The following is a 24657-nucleotide window of genomic DNA, read 5'->3' as shown; positions in this document are numbered from 1 at the left end:
GTGGTTGCGAGGCGCACCCTTGATCCGTGAACGAGTCCCTCATCATCCTGGTCCTCGTGGTCGCGACCGCGCTGGCCTTCGACTTCACCAACGGGTTCCACGACACCGGCAACGCGATGGCGACGTCGATCGCGACGGGCGCGCTGTCGCCCAAGGTCGCGGTGACGCTCAGCGCCGTGCTGAACCTGGTCGGCGCCTTCCTGTCGACCGCGGTGGCCGCGACGATCGCCAAGGGGCTGGTCGACGCGAACCTCGTGACGCTCGAGATCGTGTTCGCGGGCCTCGTCGGCGGCATCACGTGGAACCTGCTCACGTGGCTGCTCGGCATCCCGTCGAGCTCGTCGCACGCGCTGATCGGCGGCGTCATCGGCGCGATGCTCGCGGCGGCCGGGTCCAGCGGCGTCGAGTGGAAGGGCGTCGTGTCCAACGTGGTCCTGCCGGCGGTGCTGTCGCCCGTGATCGCCGGCCTCGTCGCGACGCTCGGCACGTACTCGGTCTACCGGTCGACCCGGGGGCTCGAGGAGCGTCGCACCGAGCGCGGCTTCCGCATCGGGCAGATCGGCTCGGCCTCGCTCGCCTCGCTCGCGCACGGCACGAACGACGCCCAGAAGACGATGGGCATCATCTTCCTGGCCCTGATCTCGTACGGCAGCGTCAGCGCCGACGAGACCCTCCCGCCCACGTGGGTCATCGTGTCGTGCGCGTCGGCGATCGCGCTCGGCACGTACCTGGGCGGCTGGCGCATCATCCGGACGCTCGGCAAGGGCCTGGTCGAGATCAGGTCGCCGCAGGGCATGGCGGCCGAGAGCTCGTCGGCCGCGATCATCCTGCTCGCGAGCCACTTCGGCTTCTCGCTGTCGACGACGCACGTCGCGACGGGCTCGATCCTCGGCTCGGGTCTCGGCAAGCCGGGCGCCGAGGTGCGGTGGGGCGTGGCCCTGCGCATGGCGACGGCCTGGGTCGTGACGCTGCCGGCGGCCGCGCTCGTCGGGGCCGTCGCCTACGGCGTCACGGCCGGCATCGGCGGCCTCGCCGGCGTGCTGGTGGTCTTCGCGGGGCTGCTCGCGGTGTCCTTCACGATCTGGCTGCGCTCACGCGGCAGCGTGGTCAGCCACGACAACGTCAACGACGAGTGGGACGACCGCGCGTCGTCCCGGCGACCGGCCGTGGCCGGCGCAGAGAGCTGAGGGGGCGGACGATGAACGGTTGGCTCGACGTCGGGGCACTGCTCAAGGTGCTGGTGTTCGGGATCGTCGCGGGTGCGGGACTGCCGGCGCTGTTCGCCGTGGGGGTGAGGTCGCAGGCCGTGGGTGCCGGGACGATCGACGGCCAGCACCTCGCGGGCGACCGACGACCGCTGCTGACGGCGGCCGCGTACCTGTGCTTCGCGCTGGTGGCCGTCGCGATCGCGGCCGGCGTGCTGTTCGTCGCGCGCGACTTCATCGGCCACCACACCGGGTGGTACGTCCTGGGGGCGGAGCCGTCGTGAGCAAGCCGTCGTTCGTCGAGGCGATCGTGGGCTGGTTGCGCGAGGGATACCCGCAGGGCGTCCCCGCCCAGGACTACGTGCCCCTGCTGGCCCTGCTGCGGCGCCGCCTGACCGACGACGAGGTCGCGGCGGTCGTGGCCGAGCTGATCTCCTCGGGCCAGGTGCCCGTCGACTCCGCCGACATCGGCACGAGCATCACCAAGGTCACGGACGCGTTGCCGTCCGAGGACGACATCGACCGCGTGCGCGAGCACCTGCCCGCGGGCCTCTAGGAGCCGAAGCCCGGGGGACGCCGGGCGGCCCAGGGGTGGGCGGCCTCGACCTCGGCGCACAGGCTGAACAGCAGCCCGTCCCGGGCGGGCAGGGTCGCGAGCATGACCCCGATCGGCAGGCCGTCGTCCGACCAGTGCAGCGGCAGCGTGGCGGCGGGCTGGCCGCTCATGTTGTACAGCGCCGTGTAGGGCGTGTAGAGCAGCTCGCGGCGGTGGTCCTCGACGGGATCGCCCGACTCGTTGAACCAGGCGACGGGCTGGGGCGGCAGCGCCAGCGTGGGCGTCAGCATCGCGTCGAACGGCTGCAGGCCCGTCACGACGTCGCGGGTCGTCGCCTCGACGAACTGCATCGCGCGCGCCAGCTCGACCGCCGTGGCGCGGCCGCCCCGCTCACGCCAGTAGCGGGTGTTGGGCCGCAGCAGCGGCTCGGCCTCCGGAGGGACGGGTGCCCCCGCGACGCCGCTCGACCAGATGATGTTGAACTGCGGCTCGAGCTCCTGCGGGAACGGGTTGGGGACGTCGACGACCTCGTGGCCCAGCGACTCCAGCAACCGGCTCGCGTGCTCCCAGGCGGCGAGGGCGTCGGGGCCCGGCTCGACGCCGTCGAGGTGCGTGCCCGACCAGCGGGCGATGCGCAGACGTCGCGGGGTGCGTCGCGCGTGCTCGACGAACGGGACGTCGGGGTCGGGCAGGGGGCGCAGGTCGCCCGGCATGGGGTGGGCGATCGTGTCGAGCAGCGCAGCGGCGTCGCGGACGGTGCGGCTGAGCGGCCCGTCGACCGCGAGCCCGCTCCAGTCCGACCCCGACGGGCCGACGCTCACCCGCCCGCGGCTCGGCTTGACGCCGAAGATCCCGCACGTGCTGGCCGGGATGCGGATCGACCCGCCGCCGTCGCTGCCCTGGGCCAGCGGGACGAGACCGGCCGAGACGGCGGCCGCCGCCCCGCCGCTGGAGCCACCGGCGTTGCGACTCGGGTCCCACGGCGTGCGGGCCGGGCCGACGAGGTCGTTGTCGGTGTACGACGACAGGCCGAACTCGGGGGTGTTGGTCTTGCCGAGGCTGATGAAGCCGGCCTCGCGGATCATCCGGACGAGGTGGGCGTCGGTCGTCGGGACGTGGTCGCGCATCGCGGCCGACCCCATCGTGGTGCGGACGCCGGCGGTCGCCGTGAGGTCCTTGACCGCGGTCGGCACGCCGGTGAAGGGGCGGGCTCGTGCGGCGGCGATCGCCGCGTCCGCCGCGGCCGCCTGCTGGAGCGCCGCCTCGGCCGTGACGGTCACGAAGGCGCCGAGACCGGCGTCGTGGCGGTCGATGCGGTCGAGGTGGTGCGACACCAGCTCGACCGCCGAGACCTCCCGGTCGCGCAGCAGGGCCGCCTGGTCGGTCGCGTCCAGCTCGTGGAGCTCGCTCATGTGCACGACGATAGACGCATGGTGCAGTCGGTCGAGCTCGTCCTCGACGCCCGCCTCGACGCCGGGGTGCGCGAGGAGTGGGCGCTGCTGCTCGAGGCCGGACTGCCGAGCCAGGCCCGCCACACCGGCGCGTCGAACGCCCCGCACGTCACGCTGGGGGTCGCCGGCACCGTCGACGAGTCGGCCGAGCGGGCGCTGGCCGACGTCCACTACGGCTCGAGCGAACCGCTGCGGCTGGGCGGCCTGCTGGTCTTCCCGGGGCGGACGTCGGTGGTGTCGCGCGCCGTCGTGCCGACGGCGGGGCTGCTCGAGATTCACCGGTCGGTCGACGCCGCGCTGGAGGGGCTCCCCGGACGTCCTCCCACGACCGCTCCCGGCGCCTGGACGCCGCACGTGACGCTGGCCCGCCGGCTCGACGCCGGGCAGCTCGCGGCCGCGCTGGCCCTGCTGGCCGACCGCCCGCGCGAGCTCGTCGGCACGATCCGCTGCGGACGCCGGTGGGACGCCGACGCCCGGGCCACCTGGGACGTCGGCACCGTCGCCTAGCCCCGTCGTCACGGCCTACGCTGGTACCCGTGGCCACCCCCAAGGTTCTGCTCTTCTACGGCTTCGCGCCGCTGGCCGATCCCGACGCGATCCGGCTCTGGCAGCACACGCTGTGCGACGCGCTCGGCATCCGCGGTCGCATCATCGTGTCGAAGGACGGCATCAACGCGACGCTCGGCGGTGACGTCGTCGCGCTGAAGAAGTACGTCAAGGGCACCCGCGCCTACGCCCCGTTCAAGGAGATCGACGTCAAGTGGAGCGAAGGGGGGCCGGCCCGCGACGACGGGACGACGTCCGACTTCCCGCGGCTCAGCGTGCGCGTGCGCGACGAGCTCGTGACGTTCGGTGCGCCGGACGAGCTGCAGGTCGACGAGCACGGGGTCGTCGACGGCGGGACGCACCTCTCGCCGGCCGAGCTGCACGAGCTCGTGGCCGCGAAGGACGTCGTGTTCTTCGACGGCCGCAACCGGATCGAGTCGGCGATCGGGCACTTCGACGGCGCCGTCCTGCCGCCCGTCGACACGACGCGCGAGTTCATCGCGGCACTCGACAGCGGCGCCTACGACCACCTCAAGGACCGGCCCGTCGTGACGTACTGCACCGGTGGCATCCGGTGCGAGGTGCTGACGCCCCTCATGCGCCACCGCGGCTTCCAGGAGGTCTACCAGCTCGACGGGGGCATCGCGACGTACGGCGAGGCGTACGGCGACGACGGCCTCTGGAAGGGCTCGCTGTACGTCTTCGACGACCGCGTCACGATGGACTTCTCCGACCACGCGGCGCTCGTGGGCTCGTGCGACCGCTGCGACGCCGCCACCAACCACGTGGCCGACTGCGGCGACGTGTCGTGCGTCCGCCAGATGGTGCGGTGCGGCACGTGCCTGACGACCGATCGGATGTGCGACGTCCACGCGGTCGCGGCATGACCGCCGACAGGCGGTTCCCGCGCGACGTGTTCGGTGCCGGGCCCGATCCCGACACGCGCTTCACGCTCGCGAACGAGCGGACGTTCCTGGCATGGACCCGGACGTCGCTGGCGCTCGTCGCGGGGGCCGTGGCGGTGCACAGCCCGTTCTTCGAGCTCGACACCTGGGTCAGCAACGTGGCGTCGCTGTGGCTCCTGGTGCTCGCCGCGCTGTGCGTGGGTCAGGCGTGGTTGCGGTGGCGCGCCGTCGAGAAGGCGATCAGGACGGGGTCGTCGATGCCGGGGTTCGGTGCGCCCGCGCTGCTGGCCGCTGCCGTCGGCGTGCTGATCGTGTCGGTGGCGGTCGGCATCGTCGTGGTGGCCGCCCGCTGACGCCCCTCGCGTCGCCTATCCTTCGACCGTGACGAGGCGACCGGCGGCCGCGATCCCGCCGTTCGCGTGGGTCACGTCGGCCGGTGGTCTCGTGATCGCCCTGAGCGGTCTCGTCGACGCCCTGACGTCCACGGGCGACGCCTTCGGATCGGCCTGGACGTGGGGCTGGGTGGCGCTCACGGTGCTGCTGGCGGCGGTGCCGCTCGCCCTGGGCGACCGACTGGTGCGCGAGATCGGGGTCGTCGGCGCGAGCGTGTTCTTCGCGGTCACGTCGCTGCAGATGGCGCTGTCCACCTCCGCCGTCGCCTCGGTGAACAACCTCGTGCTCTACCCGATGGTCGCGTGCTACCTCGGCTGGTTCTACCCGCGCGTCGTCGCGCGGATCGTGACCGCGGCGGCGTTCGCGATGTCGGGCGCCGCGCTGGCCGTCAACACGCACGACCGGGTCTTCATCACGTGGGTCAACCTGGTGCTCGCCTCGACGTTCTGCCTCGAGGCGGCGGGCTACCTGCGGGCACGGCTCGACCGCGAGATCACGACCGACCCGCTCACGGGCGTGCTGAACCGCTCGGGGCTCGACGACCGCATCGACGTCGAGCTCGGGCGCGCGGCCCGCTCGGGGGCCCCGCTGACCGTCGGCATCATCGACCTCGACGGGTTCAAGCAGGTCAACGACGAGCACGGGCACGCGGCGGGCGACCGGCTGCTGGTGTCGTTCGCGTCGGCCCTGCGCGAGCAGACGCGGCCCTACGACACCGTGGCACGCATCGGGGGCGACGAGTTCCTCGTCATGATGCCGGACACCTCGGCGTCGCAGGCCGGCGACTTCCTCGAGCGGTTGCGGGTCGCGACGCGGGAGCAGTGGTCGTACGGACTCGCCGAGGCGGTGCCGGTCGACTCGGCGCGCACGATCCGCGCGCGGGCCGATCGCGAGCTGTACGCGCAGAAGGTGTCGCGACGCCGCGCCCGCGACACCCGCGCGGACCCGCCGGTGCCCTGAGCCGTCAGGGCTTGACGGCGCGCACGAGGCCGACGACGTCGTCGACCAGCCCGCGGACCCCGGGGATGCGCGTCAGGCGCAGGGCGCGGTCGATGACCGGGACGGCCTGGCGCACGAGCTGTCGCGTGCGCTGCTGGCCGTCGCTCGCGTCGTGCACCCAGAACAGCACGACGCCCATCTGCACGAGCCACAGCAGCTCGGGCAGCTCGGCGCGCAGCGCCTTGGCCAGCTTGATGTCCGATCCCTCGACGACCTGGCGGTGCAGGTCGATCGCGGCGAGCCGGGTGGTCTCGGAGTCGTCGCTGAACGGCGACAGCGGGCTGCTCGGCTCGGCCGCGTTCTTGAAGAACTTGCCGGCGAACTCGTGGTACGGCTCGGCGACGTCGACCCACGCCAGCAGCACGCCCGTGAGACGGTCGGAGAACGTCGTCGCCGTCGCGAGCGTGTGGGCGGCCCGTTCGGCGTGCTCGGCGTTGATGCCGTCGTAGTACGCCTGGATCAGGTGTTCCTTGGACGAGAAGTAGTAGTACGCGTTGCCGATCGAGACCCCCGCCTCGTCGGCGATCGCGCGCATCGTGGCCTTGTCGTAGCCCTTGGTGCGGAACAGGCCCATCGCCGCGTCGATGATCGACTGACGGGTCTGCTCGGCCTTGGCGGAGCGCTCGCCCCTCGGGGCGGCCTGGGCCTTCGACGAGGGTGGGGGGCTGTCGGTCACGACGTTCAATGTATCCATCGTCGCTCAACGGCGCGGCTGCGCCGGGTACTGCGCGTAGACCTGCTGCTGGTACGCCGCGGCCTGGCGGGCGCGATCGGCCTCGGCGCGGCCCCGGCGGCGCATCGACGAGAAGACCATGACGTTGACGAGGTGGATGACGCCCAGCACCAGCATCACGACACCGATCTTGAGGCTGAGGGTCTCGAGCAGGCCGGTCAGGTCGGTGACGTCGCCGCCCCCGCGCACGTACAGCAACACGAAGCCGAGGTTGACGAGGTAGAAGCCCGCGACGAGCAACCGGTTGACGGCGTCGGCGAGGCCGTCCTCGCCGTGGAAGACGTCGGTCAGGAACACGCGTCCGTTGCGCGAGAGGGTCGCGGCGACCCAGATCGTGATGGGCACGGCGGTCAGCAGGTAGGCGAGGTGGGTGGCGACGGTGTAGTCCATGGGTCGATCCTCTGTGTGGACGTGTTCAGCTCGTGCGTCCACGATAGCGCAGAATTGAACATGTTCAAGAGTATCGTCGTCAGGTGTCGAGCAGCTCCCGCTCGAGGGGGGATGCGCGACGGCCGCGCGGTGTCAGGCGCACGTCGCCGATCGTCGCGGCGAGCCGCTCGGCGCGCGCCGCGAGCGCGGCGGACGCCTCGGACCCGATGTCGTCGAGCAGGCGCACCGCGACCTGCCCGCCCGGCAGGTGCACCCACCCACCGACGACGCGGCCGTCGCACCACGCGGTGCCTGCGATGTTGCCGGTCGTGTCGAACAGGGCCGGCCCGTGGTCGCCGAGGAAGAAGTCTCGGTGCTTCCAGCCCATGGGGGTGGCGTCGAGGGCCGGCAGCAGCGCGACCCACGGGCCGACGTCCGGGGTCGGCTCGAGGTCGTCGGCCAGCGCCCACGCCGGCCCGCCCCCGCCCCCGCCCCCGCCGTCGCCCAGGTCGACCTCGACGGCGTCGATCGCCGCGAGCGCGCGGCGGGTGCGGGTCTTGGTCCACCGGGTCCACCACGTCAGGTCGGACTCCGGTGCGGGGCCGAACCGCGCCAGCCACCGGCGGGCGAGGTCGGCCTCGGCCTGCCGCGGGTCGATCGCGACGGCCGCCGCAGGCGACCAGTCGGCCAGCGTCGACCAGCGGAACTGCGTCGAGGTCCACGACCCCTTGGGGCGCCCGCGCACCACGCGGCCCTGCGCGCCGAGCACCGTCAGCACCCGGCTCGCGATGCGCACCGTGGTCTCGTTGCGGGTGCCCGGCGCCATCACGACCGTCGTGGCCAGGCGCTCGTCGGCGGCGACCAGGTCGGCCGGCGTGGCCTCGCCGAGCCGTGCGACGACGTCGACGGCCACCTGCTCGACCCGGCGCAGCCACGCGTCGGGCTCGTCGACGCCGCCGGCCCCGAGCAGGGCGACGAGCTTGCGGCGCTCCTCGCGCGCGACGTCGTCGGCGGCTCCGGCGAGCAGCACCGGGACGTCGGCGACGGGCGCCACGAAGACCGTGCGGCGCATCGCCATGACGCGCACGAGCGTCCGGTCGTCGTAGAGCGCCCGCTCGACCTCGGCGACGCCCAGACCGTCGTCGCAGCGGGCCCAGGCGGAGACGAACGTCGAGCCCGGGTCGGTGCCGTGCAGCGCGACGACGCTCGCCGCGGCCGCCGCCAGGTCGTGGTCGCGGGTGCCGTCGGCGAGCCGGTGCCGCAGCCCGAGGCGGCGGCGCCGCTCGTCGTCGTCGAAGCGCTGCATGGGCCGACGCTATCGGCCGGGGCGGACACCGGCGTCGTGTGACGCACGTCATCGACACGGGATTGGTGCGGACGGGAGCCCGCGACTAGCATCGAAACGAAACGGTTTCGTACTGATGGAGGTTCCGATGGCTCGCATGACGGACGAACGTCTCAGCGAGCTGTACGTCGGCACCCTCGCGCTCGTCGCCGAGCACGGCTACGAGAAGCTCACGATGGACCAGGTCGCCGAGGCGACCCGCTCCAGCAAGGCCACGCTGTACCGGCAGTGGGGCAGCAAGTCGGCGCTCGTCGTCGAGGCGCTGACCTGCGTCGGGGAGATCGACCCCGAGGTCCCCGACACCGGTTCGCTGCGCGGCGACCTGCACCTGATGGTCGACCGCGGCGAGGCCAAGGGCCACGAGCACGACGCCGACCTGATCGCCGCGATCATGCACGCCGTCCGGCACGATCCCGAGCTGGGCGACGCCGTGCGCACGCAGATCCTCGAGCCCGGGCGCGAGAGCATCCGGGCCGTCGTCCGCCGGGCCGTCGACCGCGGCGAGGTCGCCGCCGACTGCCCGGCCCTCGCCTTCGTCGACTACGTCTTCATCGCGCCGATCGTGCTGCACCACCTGCTGGAGGGCGACGAGCCGTCCGGCGATTTCCTCCGTTCCTACGTCGACGGCGCGCTGCTGCCCGCCCTCGGCATCCACTGACACCGCACCACTCGAGGGAGACACACACCATGGCTTGGCACCTCTACCGCCTCGGACGCTGGTCGTTCCGGCACCGCTGGACCGTCCTGTCGTTCTGGATCGGCCTGCTGCTCGTCGTCGGCGTGGCCTCGCAGACGCTCGCGGGCAAGACGTCCGACGAGTTCAGCGTGCCGGGCATCGAGTCGTCGCAGGCCTTCGACCTGATCAAGGAGCGCACGCCCGACGCCGCGCCCGACGGTGCGCAGGCGCAGATCGTCTTCCAGGCACCCGAGGGCCAGCGGCTCGACGACGCGACGAACAAGCCGCTCGTCGACGAGACGCTCGCCGCGATCGACTCCAAGAACGTCATCGCCGCCACCGACCCGTTCGCCGGCACGATCTCCGAGGACGGGCGCACGGCCTACTCCTCGGTGTCGTACGCCAAGAACTCGATCGAGCTGACCGACGCCGATCGCACGGCGCTCGAGGACGCCCCCCAGGCGGCGCGCGACGCGGGCCTGACGGTCGCGATCGGCGGCGACGCGCTGCAGGAGGTGCCGCACGGCGGCACCGCCGAGCTCATCGGCATCGGCATCGCGATCATCGTCCTGCTGATCACGTTCGGCTCGCTGCTCGTGGCGGGCATGCCGCTGCTGACCGCGCTCATCGGCGTCGGCATCGGCGTCGCGTCGATCACGACGCTGACGGGCTTCGTCGACCTGGGCTCGACCACCCCGATCCTGGCCACGATGCTGGGCCTGGCGGTCGGGATCGACTACGCCCTGTTCATCGTCTCGCGCTACCGGCACGAGATCCACCTCGGGCGCGACCGCGAGGAGGCCGCCGGCCGCGCCGTCGGCACCGCCGGGTCTGCCGTCGTCTTCGCGGGCCTCACGGTCGTCATCGCGCTCGCGGGCCTGTCGGTCGTCAACATCGCGTTCCTGACCGAGATGGGTCTGGCGGCCGCCGCCACCGTCGCCGTCGCGGTGCTGATCGCCCTCACGCTGCTGCCGGCCCTGTTCGGCTTCGCCGGGCGCAACATCGGGTGGGGCAAGCTGCCCTTCATCAACGCCCGCGACCCCGAGGACCAGTCCGTGAGCCGCACCAACGGGCGCCGCTGGGCCGACTTCGTCACCAGGAACAAGCTCGTCACGTTCGTCGGCGGCCTGGTCGTGGCCGGCGTCATCGCGATCCCGGTCGCCTCGATGCAGCTCGCCCTGCCGGACAACGGCACCGCCGCCGAGGGCAGCGGGCCGCGCGTCGCCTACGACCTGATCTCCGACAACTTCGGAGCCGGCACCAACGGCCCGCTGCTGGTCGTCGTCGACACGAAGGACGCCGCCGACCCGGCCGCCGCGGTCGACGCGACGGTCCAGCAGGTCGAGAGCATCGACAAGGACGTCGCAGCGGTCGTGCCGCCGGCGCCCGACCCGTCCGACACCGCGGCCACGCAGACCTACCTCGACGACCTGCAGGCCACGGGCTACGCGATCATCAGCGTCATCCCGAAGAGCGGTCCGTCCGAGGCGGCGACGCAGCAGCTCGTCGACGACATCCGCGGCGCCGTCGGAAGCGTCGAGCAGTCGACGGGTGCCGACGTGCTCGTGACCGGTCAGACGGCGCTCGGCGTCGACATCTCCGAGAGCCTCGCCGATGCGTTCCCGAAGTACCTGCTCGTCGTGGTCGGCCTGGCGTTCGTCCTGCTGACGATCGTGTTCCGCTCGGTGCTCGTGCCGCTGAAGGCCGTCCTCGGGTTCCTGCTGTCGGTCGGCGTCGCCCTGGGCGCGACGGTCGCGGTGTTCCAGTGGGGCTGGCTCGCCGACCTGATCGGCGTCGACACGTCCGGGCCGGTCCTGTTCATGCTGCCGCTGCTGCTGACGGGCATCCTGTTCGGACTCGCGATGGACTACGAGGTCTTCCTGGTGTCGCGGATGCGTGAGGAGTACGTGCACGGCCGGCCCGCGCGCGAGTCCGTCGTCCTCGGGTTCCAGTACGGCGCTCGCGTCGTGACGGCGGCCGCGGCCATCATGATCGGCGTGTTCGGCGGCTTCGCGCTGGGCGACGACATCATCATCAAGTCGATCGGCTTCGGTCTCGCGGTCGGCGTCCTGGCCGACGCGTTCCTCGTCCGCATGACGATCGTCCCGGCGTTCATGGCGCTGATGGGCGACCGCATGTGGTGGATGCCGAAGTGGCTCGACAAGGCGCTGCCCAACCTCGACATCGAGGGCGAGTCGCTCGAGCGGCACCTCGCCGAGGGCGCGGACGCCGACGCCGGCAGGCACGCGGCCACGCCGCACGCCCACGTCGGCTGATCCGACACGCTGGGCCTGTCCCCCCACGAGCGGGAGGACAGGCCCAGCGGTGCGTGCGGGTCAGTTCTCGGTGTACTCGGCCACGTCGCCCTGCGACTCGCGGATGTAGGTGCGCTGCATCTTGACGTCGAGCTCGGCGACCATCTGGGCGATGATCGCGGCGATGAAGTCGTTGACCTGGCCGCGCAGGTGGTCGGTCACCTGCGGCTCGACGTCGCGCAGTGCGACGGGGAGCGTGCGGTCGGAGTCGGAGCGCGTCACGACGAACGCGGGGTCGTCGCCCTCGGCCGTCGGCCAGACCGCGACCCGCATCGACTCGGTGACGCCCTCGTGGCCGCGCGCCGTGGCGACGACCCGGGTCGTGATGCACCCCGTCGACGGCATGACGAGCCCCGGGGGCGCGACGTGCGAGCCGTCGTCGTCGGTGTCGGCGGCGATGTCGGCCAAGTGCGCGATCTCGCGGCTGACCTGCCGGTCCGTGGTCTCCCACAGCAGGGCCAGGATCGTCGTCGCCGACGCCTCCCGGTCCGGCTGGGGGGCGGAGTCCGTCAGCTCCACTTCCACGTCTCCAGCACCGAGTCGGTGAGGTCCTCGCGGTCGTCCTCGGAGACCGTGTCGCTGAACGAGAACGTCACGACGTAGCCCTTGCCGTCGTGCGAGACCGCGAACTGCTCGGTGCGGTACTTGGTGCCGTTCTGCTCGAGGACCGCGGCGACCGTCACGGCCTCCTCGCCGGAGACGTCGACGGGATCCTTGATCGTGACGTCCTGGGCGTTGACGCCCTCGAGCACGCGCTTGACGGCGGCCTCGAGGTCGTCGCGGTCGACGTCGACGATGGTCTTGTCCTCGATGACGTTGATGTTGTCGCTGAAGCCGTCGGCGTCGCTGCGGTTGGCGGCGACGGCCAGGGCCGACGGGAGGACGTCCTTGGCGTCGGTCCAGCCCTCGGGGGCGTTGAACGAGAAGCCGGTGCCACTGATGACGTCGCCCGTCGCGGGGGCGACGTCCGAGCCGGAGTCGGTGTCGGTGTCGTCGTCGGGTGCGTCCGTCGTGGCGGACGAGGAGGAGTCGTTGTCGGAGGAGTCGTCGCTGCCGCCGTCACTTCCGCCGCAACCGGCGAGGGTGAGGGACGAGACGATGGCCAGGGCCGCGACGCGGCGGGTCAGGGTGCGCATACGAGAAAACTAACGCGAAATGCTGTCAGGGGTGGAATAGCGACGGCTTGAACGAGGTTGATACGATCAGACTCAAGTCAGTTGACACCCATGCTTGAAGTCTCTGCGACTCATCGTCACGACACCACAGTTCACCCCACAGCAGGAGGAAACACCATGGCAAGAGCGGTCGGAATTGACCTCGGCACCACCAACTCGGTCGTCGCGGTCCTCGAGGGTGGCGAGCCCACCGTCATCGCGAACGCCGAGGGCGCCCGCACGACCCCGTCGGTCGTCGCGTTCGCCAAGGACGGCGAGGTCCTGGCCGGCGAGGTCGCCAAGCGCCAGGGCGTCACGAACGTCGACCGCACGATCCGTTCGGTCAAGCGCCACGTCGGCACCGACTGGAAGACCGACGACATCGACGGCAAGACGTTCAACCCGCAGCAGATCTCGGCGTTCATCCTCGCCAAGCTCAAGCGCGACGCCGAGGCCTACCTGGGCGAGACGGTCACCGACGCGGTCATCACCGTGCCGGCGTACTTCAACGACCACCAGCGCCAGGCGACCAAGGAGGCCGGCGAGATCGCGGGCCTCAACGTCAGTCGCATCATCAACGAGCCCACCGCGGCCGCGCTGGCCTACGGCCTCGACAAGGCCGACGACCAGACGATCCTCGTCTTCGACCTCGGTGGCGGCACGTTCGACGTGTCCCTGCTCGAGATCGGTGACGGCGTCATCGAGGTCAAGGCCACGAGCGGCGACAACCACCTCGGCGGCGACGACTGGGACCAGGCGATCGTCGACTGGGTCGTCAACCGCTTCAAGAGCAGCACGGGCGTCGACCTGACCAAGGACAAGATGGCCATGCCCCGCATCCGCGAGGCCGCCGAGCGCGCCAAGATCGAGCTCTCCAGCTCGTCGAGCACCGCGATCAACCTGCCCTACATCACGGTCCAGGACGGCAACCCCGTCTTCCTCGACGAGACGCTGACCCGCGCCGAGTTCGAGAAGATCACGTCGTCGCTGCTCGAGCGCACCAAGGCGCCGTTCAACAACGTCATCAAGGACGCCGGCATCAAGCTCGCCGACATCGACCACGTCGTCCTGGTCGGCGGCTCGACCCGCATGCCCGCCGTCACCGAGGTCGTCAAGACCCTCACGGGCGGCAAGGAGCCCAACAAGGGCGTCAACCCCGACGAGGTCGTCGCGCTCGGCGCCAGCCTGCAGGCCGGCGTGCTGAAGGGCGAGGTCAAGGACGTCCTGCTCCTCGACGTCACCCCGCTGAGCCTCGGCATCGAGACCAAGGGCGGCGTCATGACCAAGCTCATCGAGCGCAACACGACGATCCCGACCAAGCGGTCCGAGGTCTTCACGACGGCCGACGACAACCAGCCGTCCGTCGCGATCCAGGTCTACCAGGGCGAGCGCGAGATGGCGTCCGGCAACCAGCTGCTGGCCACGTTCGAGCTGACGGGCCTCCCGCCGGCGCCGCGCGGCGTGCCGCAGATCGAGGTCACCTTCGACATCGACGCCAACGGCATCGTCAACGTCTCCGCCAAGGACCGTGGCACGGGCAAGGAGCAGTCGATGACGATCACCGGCGGCTCGGCGCTCAGCAAGGACGACATCGACAAGATGGTCAAGGACGCCGAGGCGTACGCCGACGAGGACAAGAAGCGTCGCGAGGCCGTCGAGACCCGCAACCAGGCCGAGTCGCTGTCGCACTCCACCGAGAAGTTCCTCGCCGAGAACGGCGACAAGGTCGGTGACGAGGTCAAGGCCGAGGTCCAGGCCGACCTCGACGCCCTCAACGAGACGCTCAAGGGCGAGGACGCGGACGCCGTGCAGGCGGCCGTGACCAAGCTCGGCGAGTCGAGCTCGAAGATGGGCGAGGCGATGTACGCCGCCGCGGCCGCCGAGGCCCAGGCCTCCGGCGCCGATGCGGGCGCCCCGACCGACGAGTCGGCCGAGGACGACGACGTCGTCGACGCCGAGATCGTCGACGAGGACGACGACACCAAGGGCGCCAAGTGACCGATCCCGAGGGCACGGCCCACGAGGACGAGGTCGTGGAGCCGGCTCAGGAGACTGAGCCGGCCCCGGCCCCGGCCGAGCCCACGGTCGAGAAGCAGCTGGAGGAGCGCACGCTCGACCTGCAGCGCCTCCAGGCCGAGTACGTCAACTACAAGCGCCGTGTCGACCGCGACCGCGAGCTCGTCCGGGCCCAGGGAGAGGCTGCCGTCCTGCAGTCGCTCCTGACGGTGCTCGACGACCTCGCCCGTGCCGACGAGCACGGCGAGCTGACGGGCGGCTTCAAGGCCGTCGCCGACGCGCTGCAGCAGGCGGTCACGAAGCACCGGCTCGAGGCGTTCGGCGCCACGGGCGACGCCTTCGACCCGTCGCTGCACGAGGCGGTGTTCCACGCCGGCGAGTCCGCCGACGTCGAGGTCACCTCGATCGACACGGTCATGCGCACGGGATACCGCCACGGTGACCGGGTGCTGCGGCCCGCGACGGTCGGCGTCGTCGACCCTGCGACCGCACCCGCGGCCGAGGTGCCCGACGACGTCTCGTCACTGACCGACGAGACGACCGACGGCGCGGCGTCAGACGACGCGGCGCCCGACAACAGCTGACAGGAGGGAGGACGGGATGGCAGCCAGCGACTGGGCGACCAAGGACTTCTACAAGGTCCTCGGTGTCAAGAAGGACGCGACGCAGGACGAGATCAAGAAGGCGTACCGCAAGCTCGCCCGCGACAACCACCCCGACTCCAACCCGGGCAACAAGGCCGCGGAGGAGCGCTTCAAGGGCGTCTCCGAGGCGTACGCCGTGCTCTCGTCGACCGACAAGCGCAAGGAGTACGACGAGCAGCGGTCGATGTTCGGGCAGTTCCGCGGGGGCGGTGGTCCGACGGGCTTCCGCCCCCCGGGCGGCGGTCAGCAGGACTTCGACGTCAGCGACCTCCTCGGCGGCCTCTTCGGAGGCGGCCGAGGACGGGCGCGGCGTCCTCAGGCCCGCAAGGGCGACGACCTCGAGACCGAGGCCACGATCACGTTCCAGCAGGCCGTCGACGGTGCGACGCTTCCGCTGCGCACCACGAGCGACGAGGCCTGCGCGACGTGCCACGGCACCGGCGCCAAGCCCGGCACGACACCGAAGGTGTGCTCGAAGTGCCAGGGCAGCGGCATGCAGACCGGTGCCGCGGGCGGTCTGTTCGCGATGACCGAGCCGTGCGACCTGTGCCGCGGACGCGGCATGGTCGTCGAGCACCCGTGCGACGTGTGCCGCGGATCGGGTCGCGCGGCGTCGAGCCGCACGCTCAACGTCAAGGTGCCGGCCGGGGTCAAGGACGGCCAGCGCATCCGCCTCAAGGGCAAGGGCGGCAAGGGCGACAACGGCGGACCCAACGGCGACATGTTCCTGCTGGTGCACGTCGAGCCGCACCGGGTGTTCGGCCGCAAGGGCACGCACCTGACCGTCACGGTTCCCGTCGCCTTCGACGAGGCCGCGCTGGGCGCGCAGATCCAGGTGCCGACGCTCGACGGTCCGCCGGTGCGCATCCGCATCCCGGCGGGCACGCCCAACGGGCGCACGTTCCGCGCCGCCGGCAAGGGCGGCGCCACCGCCTCGGGCGGTCGCGGCGACCTGCTCGTGACGGTCGAGGTGCAGGTGCCGACCGAGCTGTCCGACACCGAGCGGGCCGCCGTCGAGGCGCTGCGCGAGGCCCGTGGCACCACGACGCCGCGCGACGCCCTGCTCGGCGAGGTCGCGTCATGAGCGCCGGGCCGGTCGGGCCGGGGGGCTTCCAGCCCCCGGGCCCCGAGGCCAAGGTGTTCGTCATCAGCGTCGCCGCCGAGCTGTCGGGTCTGCACCCGCAGACCCTGCGCACGTACGACCGGCTCGGACTGGTCGCGCCCGGACGCACCGGCGGCGGGGGCCGCCGCTACTCGCTGCGCGACATCGAGCTGCTGCGCACCGTCGCACGCCTGACGGCCGAGGGACTGGGCCTCGAGGGCGTCCGCCGCGTCATCGACCTCGAGAACCAGGTGCTGGCGCTGCAGGCGAAGGTCGCCGAGCTGCAGGCCGAGGTGGCCCAGTCGCGGCAGGTGCAGAACCTGCCGGCGCTGATCGCCGACAACCAGGTCGTGATCTGGCGCTCGATGCGTCGCTGACGGTGACCGCGCGGATGCCCCGACCCGATACCGTGGTCGGGTGAGCACTCCGACGCGCCTGCTGCTGGTCAACGGCCCCAACCTCAACCTGCTGGGCACCCGCGAGCCCGAGGTGTACGGCGACGCCACGCTGGCCGACGTCGAGGCGCTCGTCGAGCGCACCGCCGCCGAGGCCTCGTACGAGGTGCGCAGCGTGCAGAGCAACCACGAGGGCGTGCTGATCGACGCGATCCACGCGGCGCGCGACGACTGCGCGGGCATCGTCATCAACCCCGGCGCCCTCACCCACACCTCGATCGCCCTGCGCGACGCCCTGCTGGCCGCGGGGCTGCCGGTCGTCGAGGTGCACCTGTCGAACGTCCACCGGCGCGAGCCGTTCCGCCACCACTCGTACGTGTCCGACATCGCCGAGGTCGTCGTGGTCGGCGCAGGGGTCGACGGCTACGCGTTCGCGGTGCAGCAGCTCGTGCGCGTGCTGGGCTGACGTCCTCCCGGTCTCACTCGACGAGCGAGGGCGTGTTCTCCGCGAGGTCGACGAGCCAGTGCGCGAGGGCGTACGCCGCGACGCCGATCAGGGGCAGCAGCACGAGGCCCAGGGTGCCGTCGACCAGGTCGAGGAACAGGCCGAGCATCGCGATGATCGTCAGGATCACCGCGAGCACGCTCGTGAGGCGAGCGGCCTGCGTGCCGAAGCCCCGCAGCAGCGCCTCGCCGGCGACTGCGCAGACGACCGCGACGGCGGCGAAGGCGAGACCGCCCCACAGGCCGCCACCCGACGACACGCCGCGGACGGCCGAGAACAGCGACAGGGCCGCGGCGCCGAGCAGCACCGCGAGCAGGCCCACGACCGCGCCGGTGACGACCGAGGCGAGGTAGGGGTTGAGGTGCGGCAGGCGCCACGCGGCAACGGTGCGGGCACGGGCAGCCGTGAAGCGTCCGGTCGCACGTGCCGCGTCGGTGGTCGTGTCGGCGACGGCCCACCAGGCGCGACCTGCGACGTCACGCGCGCCGGCGACCTTGGCGCGCACGTCGACCGAGGGCGCCTGGCGCTTGATCTTCGGCGCCGTGGGCCGGGCGGGCGGCGCTGCGACCTTGGCCTTGGCCGTCGTCCTGGTCGCCGGCGTCGCGGCCCCCTGGGACGGACGGGACGCGGTCGCGACCGGTCGCCCGTAGCGGACCGCCGGCTTGGGTGCCGGGTCTGCCGGGGCGGGCGACGACGACGCGGACGGTCGCACGACGGTCTTCTTGACCACCCGCTTGACGACCCGCTTCGCGGGATCCGATCCCTGTCCGTCCACCATGCCGTCAGTTTGACACAGGGTGTGTCACGTCACAGGCCCGATCGACGTCCACCGCCGACCACACGACGAGGCCCCGGGCCTGCTGACGCAGACCCGGGGCCTCGATGTGTGGTGCTGGTCGGGCTGACAGGATTTGAACCTGCGGCCTCGTCGTCCCGAACGACGCGCGCTACCAAACTGCGCCACAGCCCGATGGTGCTGGTGTTGCTCTCGTGCATCCCCTACGAGAGGGAACCGGACGAGTCTATCCCAGTGAGGGTGAGCAGTGTTGCCTCGGGGCGGCACGCGAAGCGCACGGGCGCGTGCGGGGACGTCCCGAGGCCCGCCGAGACGTGCAGCCACGACGGGTCGTGGCCGTCGGTGCGGTGCGTGTGCAGGCCGCGGGCGCGGGCCCGATCGAGGTCGCAGTTGGTCACGAGGGCGCCGTAGAACGGGATGCGCAGCTGTCCGCCGTGCGTGTGCCCGGCCATGATCAGCGGGTAGCCCGAGCGGTTCCAGTGGTCGAGCACCCGCAGGTAGGGGGCGTGCGCCACCCCGATCGCCAGATCGGCCGTGAGATCGGCCGGGCGGTCGTCGAGCACGTCGTACTCCAGGTGCGGGTCGTCGACGCCCGCGAACGACAGGCGGCGCCCGGCCACCTCGAGGTCCGCGCCCCGGTTGTTGAGGTCGACCCACCCGCGCTGCGTGAACGCCGCGCGCAGCTCGTCGAACGGCAGGTCGCGCGGACGCGCGGACGTCCCCGCCGAGCTCACACCCGTGCCGCCCGTCAGGTACTTGGCCGGGTTCTTGCGGACGGGCGAGAAGTAGTCGTTCGAGCCGAACACGAAGACGCCCGGCACGTCGAGCAGGTCGCCGTAGGCGCGCAGCACCGACGGGACGGCGTCGAGGTGGGCCAGGTTGTCACCCGTGTTGACGACGAGGTCGGGCCGCAGCTCGGCGAGCCCCCGGAGCCACCGCTGCTTGCGGTGCTGGCCGGGCGTCATGTGCGTGTCGGACAGGTGCAGGACGCGCAGCGGGGCCGATCCGGGAGCGAGCACCGGGACGGTCGCGGTGCGCAGCGTGAACGCCCGCGTCTCGGCGACGGAGTACGCCAGGCCGGCCGCCGCGGCGGCGACGGGCCACAGGAGGGGACGCATGCGCCCACCCTGTCACAGGCGCACCCGAGGGGCGGTGTGACGGCGGTGGGAGACTGGAGCCATGTCAGCCCTCAAGGACCAGCTCCACGCCGATCTCACCGCCTCGATGAAGGCCCGCGACGCCCTGCGCACGTCGACCCTGCGCATGGTGCTCACCGCGATCACGAATGCCGAGGTGTCGGGCAAGCAGGTCAAGGAGCTGACGGACGACGACGTCCTGACGGTGCTGGGCGCCGAGGCCAAGAAGCGCCGCGAGGCCGCGACGGCGTTCACGGAGGGCGACCGGCCCGAGCTGGCCCGGAAGGAGACGGCCGAGGCCGAGATCCTCGCCGAGTACCTGCCCGAGCAGATGGGCGCCGACGAGATCGCTGCGGTCGTGACCGCGGCCGTCGAGTCGGCGGGTGCCGCCGGCGAGGGCATGAAGGCGATGGGACGCGTCATGGGCATCGTCTCGCCGCAGGTGAAGGGACGCGCCGACGGCGGTGCCGTCGCGGCGGAGGTCAAGCGCCAGCTCGGCGCCTGACCCCCACCGGGTCGGTCAGCGGTCGCGGTCGCGGCCTCCGCCGCCGCGCCGGTCGTTGTTGTCGTCGTCGTTCTTCTTGGCCGGAGCCTGGGCGACGGGCTGGCGCTTGGGCGGCGTGTCGAAGTTGACCGGCGTCAGGCTCGACTGGATCTTCTGCATCGCCTTGGCCCACATGGGGCCGGCCAGCGACGATCCGCCGACGGCGTTGAAGTTCAGCAGGTTGCCGTTGATCGTGACACCGGCCAGCGACTTGGGCCGGCCGTTGAGCGCCTCGTCCTTGTTGTTGGTGACGACGCCGGCGATCATCGAGGCCGTCGCGAGCTCGGGCGTGTAGCCCGAGTACCAGACGGCCTTGTTGTCCTGGGCGGTTCCGGTCTTGGCGGCCGACGGGACGCTGAGGCCCGTGCCGTTGGAGAAGCCGAAGCCTCCACGCTCCTGCACGCCGCGCAGGATGTCGTTGATCTGCGCGGCCTGCTCCTTGGTCATGGCGCGCTTGCAGCTGGGCTCGAACTTCTTGACCAGCTGGCCGCTCGAGTCGAGGATCTCGTCGACGGGGCGCGGCTTGCAGTACATGCCGCCCGAGGCCGGGGTGGCGTAGGCGGTGGCCATGTCGAGGGGGCTGACGTCGGTGACGCCGAGGGTGAACGGCCCCACCTGGTCCTCGTCGCGCACCTTGATGCCCATCGACTCCGCGGCGCGGACCGTGTTGCACAGGCCCGCCTGCTTCTCGAGCTGCGAGAAGTAGGTGTTCACCGACTCGCGGGTGCCGGTGTACATGTTCTTGCGTCCCGACGTCGTGGAGTTGTTGACCTTCCACTCGCTGGTGCTGAGACCGTCGCACGTCGTGTAGGTGCCGGCCGGCATCGTCATGCTCTTGGGCGAGTTGTAGGCCTGCGAGACGTCGATGCCGTTCTTGAGCGCCGCGGCGACCGTGAACATCTTGAACGTCGAGCCGGCCGGGAAGCCGCCCGACTGCCCGTAGGCCGTGGGGACGACGAAGTTGATGAACGACTCGCCGGCCTTCTTGCTGCGACCCATCGGACGCGACTGGGCGACGGCGCGCACCTTGCCGGTGCCGGGCTCGACCATCGCGAGGGCCGCGATGGCCTCGTCGGTGGCCTTGACCGTCGAGGTGACGGCGCTGTCGGCGGCCGACTGCATGCTGAGGTCGATGTTGGACTTGATCGTCAGTCCGCCGCGCTCGAGCTTGGCGCGGCGCTCCTCGACCGTGGCGCCGAGCGCGGGCTGCGCGAGCAGCCACTGGCGGGCGTAGTCGCACGAGAACTCGCCCGTGACGCCGAGGCAGCCGTTGGGGAACTCGGTGAGCTTGAGTCCCAGGCCGGCCGACTGGTACTTCTCGGCCTCGGCGGTGGGGATCTTGCCGAGGCGTGCCATGACCGCCAGCACCGTGTTGCGGCGCTGCAGGGCCTTCTCGGGGTAGACGTTGGGGTCGAGGTCGACGGGGTTCTTGACCAGGCCCGCGAGCGTCGCCGCCTGACGCGCGTTGAGCTCGGCGGGGGTCTTGGAGAAGTAGTGGGCCGCGGCGGCGCTGATGCCGTACGAGCCGTCGCCGAAGTAGGCCAGGTTGAGGTAGCGCTCGAGGATCTCCTTCTTGGAGTGCTTCTCCTCGTACTCGATCGCGAGCTTGAGCTCGCGGATCTTGCGCGCCGCCGACTGCTTGGTCGCCGCGCGCTGCTGCTCCTTGGTCGTGGCCTGCGACAGCAGCGTCAGCTTGACGAGCTGCTGCGTGATCGACGATCCGCCCTGGGTCTGGCCCTCGGCCGCGTTGTTGACCAGGGCGCGCATCGTGCCCTTGAGGTCGAGCGCGCCGTGCTCGTAGAAGCGGGCGTCCTCGATCGACAGGATCGCGTCCTGCATGACGGGAGCGATGTCGGCGAGGGGGACGTCCTGGCGGTTCTCGTTGTAGAAGTACGCGATCAGCTCGCCGTTGGAGGCGAGCAGGCGCGACGTCTGCGCGTTGGGCTGGTCCTCGAGCGTCAGGGGCAGCGACAGCACGTCGTCGGTGACCTTGCTGGTGGTCATCGCGACGATCGCGGTGGTCGGGATCAGGATCAGCGCGACCAGCAGTCCGGCGAGCGCCGACAGGCGAGCCATCGCCCCGACGAGTACGGGCTTGCGTCTGCTGTGCGTCTCGGACTGCGCTGCGCGGCGCAGGGAGTCGCGAAAATCCTTCGAGGCCATGGCGATCAGCGTACGGGACGGGGGCCAGCCGAACCCGGCAGCGACAACGTGTCTAGTCCTTCGGGACTAGAGAAAATGACTACTAACGCTCTGACGCCGGCAGGACCTATTTCCTACATTTGTACCAACCAACTTCGGCCAACGGGCCGGTCTCGGGGAGGTTCATCATGTGGAACGAAAACTGGGCGGCCGATGCCGCGTGTCGGGGCAAGTCAGATGCCCTGTTCGTGAAGGGCGCGGAGCAGAACCGCGCCAAGCAGGTCTGTGGGACGTGCGAGGTGCGGGCCGAGTGCCTGGCCGAGGCGCTCGACAACCGCATCGAGTGGGGCGTGTGGGGTGGCATGACGGAGCGTGAGCGCCGTGCGCTGCTGCGTCGACGTCCCAACGTGACGGCCTGGCGCAGCGTCCTCTCGGTCGCCGTCTGAGCTAGTCCTCGCCGGCCAGCAGGTCGCCGATGCGGCGCAGCCCGTCGAGGTCGTGCACGTCGCCGGCCAGCGCGGCGACCGACACCGTCGGCACGCCGGGGTGGGCCGCCGAGAAGCGTCGCTTGAGACGCTCCTCGCGGGCCGAGACGCGCATGCGCTCGGCGTGGATCGTCAGCAGCTCGCCGGTGGCGCGCTCGTCGGCGGTGCCAGCGTCGTCGAGCTTGCGGGCCGCCGACTCGGCGTCGACGGCCGTGATGCCGTCGGCCCCGGTCTCGTGCACGCGGTTGACGACGAGGCCCGCCAGCGGCATGCCCTCGCCGGCCAGCCGCTCGACGAAGTACGAGGCCTCGCGCATCGCGGCGGGCTCGGGTGCCGCCACGACGACGAACGCGGTGCCCTGCGCCTGCAGCAGCGCGTAGGTGCCCTCGGCCCGCTGGCGGAACCCGCCGAACAGCGTGTCGAAGGCGGCGATGAACGTCTGCATGTCGGTCAGCACCTGCGCGCCGAGGATCTTGTTGAGCGCGCTCGTCACGATGCCGAAACCGGCGCTGATGAGCCGGGCGGGCCCCTTGGCGGGCGCCAGCAGCAGCTTGATGAAGCGACCGTCGAGCATCGACGACAGCCGGTCGGGGGCGTCGAGGAAGTCGAGCGCCGAGCGCGACGGCGGGGTGTCGACGACGATGAGGTCCCACTGGCCCGTCGCGTGCAGCTGACCGAGCTTCTCCATGGCCATGTACTCCTGCGTGCCCGCGAACGAGCTGGAGAGGGCGACGTAGAACGGGTTGGTCAGGATCTGCGCGGCCTTCTCGGGCGTCGCGTGCTGCTCGACGACCTCGTCGAACGTGCGCTTCATGTCGAGCATCATGGCGTCGAGCGAGCCACCGTCGAGCGCCGCGCCCTTGACGGGCCGCGGCGTGTTGTCGAGCTCCGTCAGGCCCATCGACTGCGCGAGCCGGCGGGCCGGGTCGATCGTCAGCACGCAGACCGATCGGCCCTTCTCGGCGGCGCGCAGCGCCAGCGCGGCGGCGGTCGTGGTCTTGCCGACGCCGCCCGATCCGCAGCACACGACGATCTCGGTCGTGCGGTCGTCGAGCAGCGCGTCGACGTCGAGCGCCCCGCCCGTCGACGGGGCGCTCCGTCCGCTCGTGCCGCCGCGGGGCGAGGTGCGGCCCTTGCGGGCGGGCGGGCTGGTGTGGGCCTTGCCGGTCATCGTCCGGTCCCCCCGTGCAGGTCGGTGAGCTGCTCGGCGAGCTCGAACAGCGCGCCGAGGTCGATGCCGTCGCTCAGCAGCGGCAGCTCCACCAGGGGGCGGCCGCACTCGTCGAGGATCTCGCGCTGCGCGTCCTGCAGGTGCTGACGCTCGAGGTGGGCCCGGCCCCCGGCGATCAGCGCCGCCGCGGCGTCGGTGTCGCGGGTCAGGCCGGCACCCGCCATGGCCTTCGCGACGGCCGCCGGCGCGAGGGAGGCGCCGGCCAGCGCGGTCTGCGAGTCGCCCGACAGCACCGAGGGGCGCACGAGGTTGAGCACGACGTGGCCGACGGGCAGCCGCTCGGACGTCAGCTCGGCGATGCCGTCGATCGTCTCCTGGACCGGCATCTCCTCGAGCACCGTGACGAGGTGCACGTGCGTCTCGGGCGCCCGCATCATCTCCATGATCGAGTCGGCCTGACGGCGGATCGGCCCGACCTTCGCCAGGCCCGCGACCTCGGAGTTGACGTTGAGGAAGCGCGTGATGCGGCCGGTCGGCGGGGCGTCCATGATGACGGCGTCGTACGTGTAGCGGTCGCCCGTGCGGCGGCGGGCCGCCTCGTAGACCTTGCCGGTCAGCAGGACGTCGCGGACGCCGGGCGCGATCGTCGTGGCGAAGTCGATGATGCCGAACTTGTCGAGCGCCTTGCCGGCGCGACCGAGGCGGTAGTACATCGCGAGGTACTCGAGCAGCGCGGCCTCGGGGTCGATCGCCAGCGCGTAGACCTCGCCACCGCCGAGACCCACCGCGATCCGGCGCTCCTCGTAGGGCAGCGGCGGCACGTCGAACAGCTGCGCGATGCCCTGGCGCCCCTCGACCTCGCACAGCAGCACCTTCTTGCCGCGGCCCGCCAGCGACATCGCGAGCGCGGCGGCGACCGTCGTCTTGCCGGTGCCGCCCTTGCCGGTGACGACATGGAGCTGGGTCGATTGAGCCACGTCTCGAGACTACCGACGACACCGGAAATCGCCTCCCGATCCGGGCCGTGGGGCCGTGATGCTCGTCGCGTCGGGAAGGCGGTCGACAGGCCCGATA

Annotated in this window: 27 protein-coding genes and 1 tRNA gene; 16 read left to right on the top strand and 12 right to left on the bottom strand. The window is 71.6% G+C overall.

The window, feature by feature from the left end:
• Positions 1–26: 26 nt before the first annotated feature.
• Genes ASD10_RS01410 through ASD10_RS01400 form a run of 3 tightly spaced genes read left to right on the top strand, consistent with a single transcriptional unit; the run spans position 27 to position 1761 of the window.
• On the top strand, positions 27–1187 hold the full coding sequence (locus tag ASD10_RS01410; protein WP_056603564.1) for an inorganic phosphate transporter: 1161 nt from the start codon (positions 27–29) through the stop codon (positions 1185–1187).
• A gap of 11 nt (positions 1188–1198) precedes the next feature.
• Positions 1199–1489 carry a hypothetical protein gene (locus ASD10_RS01405; RefSeq protein ID WP_056603561.1) on the top strand — a complete coding sequence of 97 codons (291 nt, stop codon included), beginning with the start codon at positions 1199–1201 and terminating at the stop codon, positions 1487–1489.
• Positions 1486–1761, top strand: a complete 276-nt coding sequence (locus ASD10_RS01400) for a DUF3349 domain-containing protein (protein WP_056603558.1) — start codon at positions 1486–1488, stop codon at positions 1759–1761. Before ASD10_RS01405 ends, ASD10_RS01400 begins: the two co-directional genes overlap by 4 nt.
• On the opposite strand, the gene ASD10_RS01395 is transcribed toward ASD10_RS01400, so the two are convergent.
• Positions 1758–3173 (bottom strand): amidase, encoded by a 1416-nt coding sequence (locus ASD10_RS01395; protein ID WP_056603555.1) that lies wholly within the window; start codon positions 3171–3173, stop codon positions 1758–1760. The two genes, ASD10_RS01400 and ASD10_RS01395, sit on opposite strands and share 4 nt — an antisense overlap.
• Before the next feature lie 18 nt (positions 3174–3191).
• Here ASD10_RS01395 and ASD10_RS01390 point away from each other — a divergent pair, with 18 nt between their 5' ends.
• The 4 genes from ASD10_RS01390 to ASD10_RS01375 are packed head-to-tail and all read left to right on the top strand — an operon-like array spanning position 3192 to position 6016.
• Positions 3192–3719 carry a 2'-5' RNA ligase family protein gene (locus ASD10_RS01390; protein ID WP_056603553.1) on the top strand — a complete coding sequence of 176 codons (528 nt, stop codon included), beginning with the start codon at positions 3192–3194 and terminating at the stop codon, positions 3717–3719.
• 29 nt (positions 3720–3748) lie between these two features.
• The gene (locus ASD10_RS01385) at positions 3749–4645 is read left to right on the top strand and encodes a rhodanese-related sulfurtransferase (RefSeq protein ID WP_056603550.1); all 897 of its coding nucleotides are present in this window, start codon (positions 3749–3751) and stop codon (positions 4643–4645) included.
• Positions 4642–5016, top strand: a complete 375-nt coding sequence (locus ASD10_RS01380) for a YidH family protein (RefSeq protein ID WP_056603547.1) — start codon at positions 4642–4644, stop codon at positions 5014–5016. Before ASD10_RS01385 ends, ASD10_RS01380 begins: the two co-directional genes overlap by 4 nt.
• A gap of 28 nt (positions 5017–5044) precedes the next feature.
• Positions 5045–6016, top strand: a complete 972-nt coding sequence (locus ASD10_RS01375) for a diguanylate cyclase (RefSeq protein ID WP_056603544.1) — start codon at positions 5045–5047, stop codon at positions 6014–6016.
• Positions 6017–6020: 4 nt separating this feature from the next.
• Here ASD10_RS01375 and ASD10_RS01370 read toward each other — a convergent pair whose 3' ends face one another.
• From ASD10_RS01370 to ASD10_RS01360, 3 genes are all read right to left on the bottom strand, one after another.
• The gene (locus tag ASD10_RS01370; protein ID WP_235501728.1) at positions 6021–6731 is read right to left on the bottom strand and encodes a TetR/AcrR family transcriptional regulator; all 711 of its coding nucleotides are present in this window, start codon (positions 6729–6731) and stop codon (positions 6021–6023) included.
• Between the two features lie 24 nt (positions 6732–6755).
• Positions 6756–7178 carry a hypothetical protein gene (locus tag ASD10_RS01365; RefSeq protein WP_200938109.1) on the bottom strand — a complete coding sequence of 141 codons (423 nt, stop codon included), beginning with the start codon at positions 7176–7178 and terminating at the stop codon, positions 6756–6758.
• A 79-nt stretch (positions 7179–7257) separates the two neighbouring features.
• On the bottom strand, positions 7258–8463 hold the full coding sequence (locus tag ASD10_RS01360; RefSeq protein WP_056603542.1) for a winged helix DNA-binding domain-containing protein: 1206 nt from the start codon (positions 8461–8463) through the stop codon (positions 7258–7260).
• A gap of 136 nt (positions 8464–8599) precedes the next feature.
• Here ASD10_RS01360 and ASD10_RS01355 point away from each other — a divergent pair, with 136 nt between their 5' ends.
• Both ASD10_RS01355 and ASD10_RS01350 read left to right on the top strand, forming a co-directional pair.
• Entirely contained in the window at positions 8600–9160 is a 561-nt protein-coding gene (locus ASD10_RS01355) for a TetR/AcrR family transcriptional regulator (protein WP_162248813.1), read from the top strand.
• Positions 9161–9189: 29 nt separating this feature from the next.
• Complete coding sequence (locus tag ASD10_RS01350) at positions 9190–11454, top strand: MMPL family transporter (RefSeq protein WP_056603536.1); 2265 nt, start codon at positions 9190–9192, stop codon at positions 11452–11454.
• 60 nt (positions 11455–11514) lie between these two features.
• Here ASD10_RS01350 and ASD10_RS01345 read toward each other — a convergent pair whose 3' ends face one another.
• Complete coding sequence (locus tag ASD10_RS01345; protein WP_056603535.1) at positions 11515–12012, bottom strand: hypothetical protein; 498 nt, start codon at positions 12010–12012, stop codon at positions 11515–11517.
• Complete coding sequence (locus tag ASD10_RS01340; RefSeq protein WP_056603532.1) at positions 12003–12629, bottom strand: hypothetical protein; 627 nt, start codon at positions 12627–12629, stop codon at positions 12003–12005. Before ASD10_RS01340 ends, ASD10_RS01345 begins: the two co-directional genes overlap by 10 nt.
• A 156-nt stretch (positions 12630–12785) precedes the next feature.
• Between ASD10_RS01340 and dnaK the strand changes: the two genes are divergently transcribed.
• Genes dnaK through aroQ form a run of 5 tightly spaced genes read left to right on the top strand, consistent with a single transcriptional unit; the run spans position 12786 to position 17270 of the window.
• The gene (dnaK, locus tag ASD10_RS01335; protein ID WP_056603529.1) at positions 12786–14645 is read left to right on the top strand and encodes a molecular chaperone DnaK; all 1860 of its coding nucleotides are present in this window, start codon (positions 12786–12788) and stop codon (positions 14643–14645) included.
• Positions 14642–15247, top strand: a complete 606-nt coding sequence (locus ASD10_RS01330) for a nucleotide exchange factor GrpE (protein WP_056603526.1) — start codon at positions 14642–14644, stop codon at positions 15245–15247. The genes dnaK and ASD10_RS01330 overlap by 4 nt, the downstream gene beginning before the upstream one ends.
• A gap of 16 nt (positions 15248–15263) precedes the next feature.
• Positions 15264–16391 (top strand): molecular chaperone DnaJ, encoded by a 1128-nt coding sequence (dnaJ, locus tag ASD10_RS01325; RefSeq protein ID WP_056603522.1) that lies wholly within the window; start codon positions 15264–15266, stop codon positions 16389–16391.
• Entirely contained in the window at positions 16388–16786 is a 399-nt protein-coding gene (locus ASD10_RS01320) for a heat shock protein transcriptional repressor HspR (protein ID WP_056603520.1), read from the top strand. The genes dnaJ and ASD10_RS01320 overlap by 4 nt, the downstream gene beginning before the upstream one ends.
• Positions 16787–16826: 40 nt before the next feature.
• Positions 16827–17270, top strand: coding sequence for a type II 3-dehydroquinate dehydratase (gene aroQ, locus ASD10_RS01315; protein WP_056603517.1), 444 nt, complete (start codon positions 16827–16829; stop codon positions 17268–17270).
• Positions 17271–17283: 13 nt separating this feature from the next.
• Here aroQ and ASD10_RS01310 read toward each other — a convergent pair whose 3' ends face one another.
• The 3 genes from ASD10_RS01310 to ASD10_RS01300 form a co-directional block, all read right to left on the bottom strand.
• A complete protein-coding gene (locus ASD10_RS01310; protein ID WP_056603514.1) occupies positions 17284–18087 on the bottom strand; it encodes a hypothetical protein in 804 nt (267 codons plus the stop codon).
• Between the two features lie 115 nt (positions 18088–18202).
• A tRNA-Pro gene (locus ASD10_RS01305) sits at positions 18203–18279 on the bottom strand.
• Between the two features lie 29 nt (positions 18280–18308).
• Positions 18309–19223 (bottom strand): metallophosphoesterase, encoded by a 915-nt coding sequence (locus ASD10_RS01300; protein WP_056603512.1) that lies wholly within the window; start codon positions 19221–19223, stop codon positions 18309–18311.
• A gap of 61 nt (positions 19224–19284) precedes the next feature.
• On the opposite strand from ASD10_RS01300, the gene ASD10_RS01295 reads away from it, so the two are divergent.
• The gene (locus ASD10_RS01295; RefSeq protein WP_056603509.1) at positions 19285–19746 is read left to right on the top strand and encodes a GatB/YqeY domain-containing protein; all 462 of its coding nucleotides are present in this window, start codon (positions 19285–19287) and stop codon (positions 19744–19746) included.
• A gap of 15 nt (positions 19747–19761) precedes the next feature.
• On the opposite strand, the gene ASD10_RS01290 is transcribed toward ASD10_RS01295, so the two are convergent.
• Positions 19762–21948 carry a transglycosylase domain-containing protein gene (locus ASD10_RS01290; protein ID WP_082555952.1) on the bottom strand — a complete coding sequence of 729 codons (2187 nt, stop codon included), beginning with the start codon at positions 21946–21948 and terminating at the stop codon, positions 19762–19764.
• A 167-nt stretch (positions 21949–22115) separates the two neighbouring features.
• On the opposite strand from ASD10_RS01290, the gene ASD10_RS01285 reads away from it, so the two are divergent.
• On the top strand, positions 22116–22373 hold the full coding sequence (locus tag ASD10_RS01285; RefSeq protein WP_056603503.1) for a WhiB family transcriptional regulator: 258 nt from the start codon (positions 22116–22118) through the stop codon (positions 22371–22373).
• Position 22374: 1 nt separating this feature from the next.
• Here the strand turns inward: ASD10_RS01285 and ASD10_RS01280 are convergent, their stop codons facing one another.
• Both ASD10_RS01280 and ASD10_RS01275 read right to left on the bottom strand, forming a co-directional pair.
• On the bottom strand, positions 22375–23583 hold the full coding sequence (locus ASD10_RS01280) for an ArsA-related P-loop ATPase (RefSeq protein ID WP_082555951.1): 1209 nt from the start codon (positions 23581–23583) through the stop codon (positions 22375–22377).
• Positions 23580–24560: an ArsA-related P-loop ATPase gene (locus ASD10_RS01275; RefSeq protein ID WP_056603501.1), complete on the bottom strand. Its 981-nt coding sequence runs from the start codon at positions 24558–24560 to the stop codon at positions 23580–23582. Before ASD10_RS01275 ends, ASD10_RS01280 begins: the two co-directional genes overlap by 4 nt.
• Positions 24561–24657: the final 97 nt, after the last annotated feature.

Source organism: Aeromicrobium sp. Root472D3 (assembly GCF_001426485.1).
Lineage (GTDB): Bacteria > Actinomycetota > Actinomycetes > Propionibacteriales > Nocardioidaceae > Aeromicrobium.
The sequence above is the reverse complement of the archived record's forward strand: the minus strand, read 5'-3'. Positions and strand labels throughout refer to the sequence as shown.